Below are 1,139 nucleotides of genomic sequence, written 5' to 3'. Positions count from 1 at the left end.
TCATCATACTGATAATGCTCCCGCAGTGTCCGGCCCTCCCCCACCGACATCACCTGGCCGTTGCCGTTGAGGAGATAATTTAACGGCTGCCCGTCATCACTGACGGCGGTCAGGTTCAGCGCGGCATCGTATTCATACCGGCGGGCCACCCCCGCGTAAGCGGGTCCGGCAATCTCATCCAGCTCAGCCGGCCGGAAGAAATGGGGATTGCGGCCGGCCCGTTGCGCGGTTAACTGCTCCATCAGGCTGTACTGCTGGCGCAGAATAAATCCCCCGTCCACGTAACGCCCCGTGTCCCGGCCGGCGTCATCCCGTTCCAGGGTCAGGGGTGCCTGTCCTTCCAGCGCCAGCGTAATCAGTTCCCCCACCCGGTTGACTTCCCGGCGACTCTGCCAGCGGCAGAGGTGGGTCTGCCCGCTAAACCGGGCAGGGCCGGCAACCGGCGCTGTTTCGCCGGTCAGCAACTGCCGTTCTACCGCGCGGTTATCCGGGTAGTGACGCAGAATCTCGCCGTGCGGCTGAATTTCCCGCACTATCCGGTCCTGCTCGTCATATTCAAAATGCAGGGCGCTGTCCGGGGAGTCCACGGTTAACAGCCGGCCCAGGATGTCGTAATGATAACGGGTGGTCCCTTCCGGGGCGCGCAGCGTCGTCAGCCGGCGGGCGGCATCATAATCATAACGGGTTACGTTCTCTTCCCCATCCCGCTTTTCAATGCAGTTCCCCGACCGGTCATAGCGATAATGCCACTGCGTGCCGGCGTAATCCTGCTCGGTGATAACCCGCCCGTCCGCATCCAGGGTATAGGTGTAAGTTTCCCCCTGCGGGTTAATCACCTGCGTCAGTTGCAGCGTGTCGGCATCATAACGATACTGCCAGCGATGCCCCTCGCCGTCACGCCGGGCGACCGGCAGGTCAAACGGGCCGTATTCGACCTGCCATTCTACGCCGCGGGCATCGGTCCAGCAGGTTAAGTTGCCGTGGCGGTCATGGGTGAAGTGCTCCAGCTGGTTGTCCGGCCGGTCACTGACCGCCACCCGGTGATGACGGTCGTAACGCCAGCGCCACAGCGCCCCCGCCGCGGTCAGGCTGCGCAGCCGGTCCTGACTGTCATAACCCAGACTGACGGTCCGGTTCTC

General features: G+C 63.2%; 1 pseudogene. It reads right to left on the bottom strand.

Annotated elements, in window-relative coordinates:
* Positions 1–1,139 (bottom strand): annotated as a pseudogene (locus tag EAE92_RS24060) (type IV secretion protein Rhs); the annotation flags it as partial.

The organism is Photorhabdus hainanensis (genome assembly GCF_018448965.1).
GTDB classification, from domain to species: Bacteria; Pseudomonadota; Gammaproteobacteria; order Enterobacterales; family Enterobacteriaceae; genus Photorhabdus; species Photorhabdus akhurstii.
The sequence above is the reverse complement of the archived record's forward strand: the minus strand, read 5'-3'. Positions and strand labels throughout refer to the sequence as shown.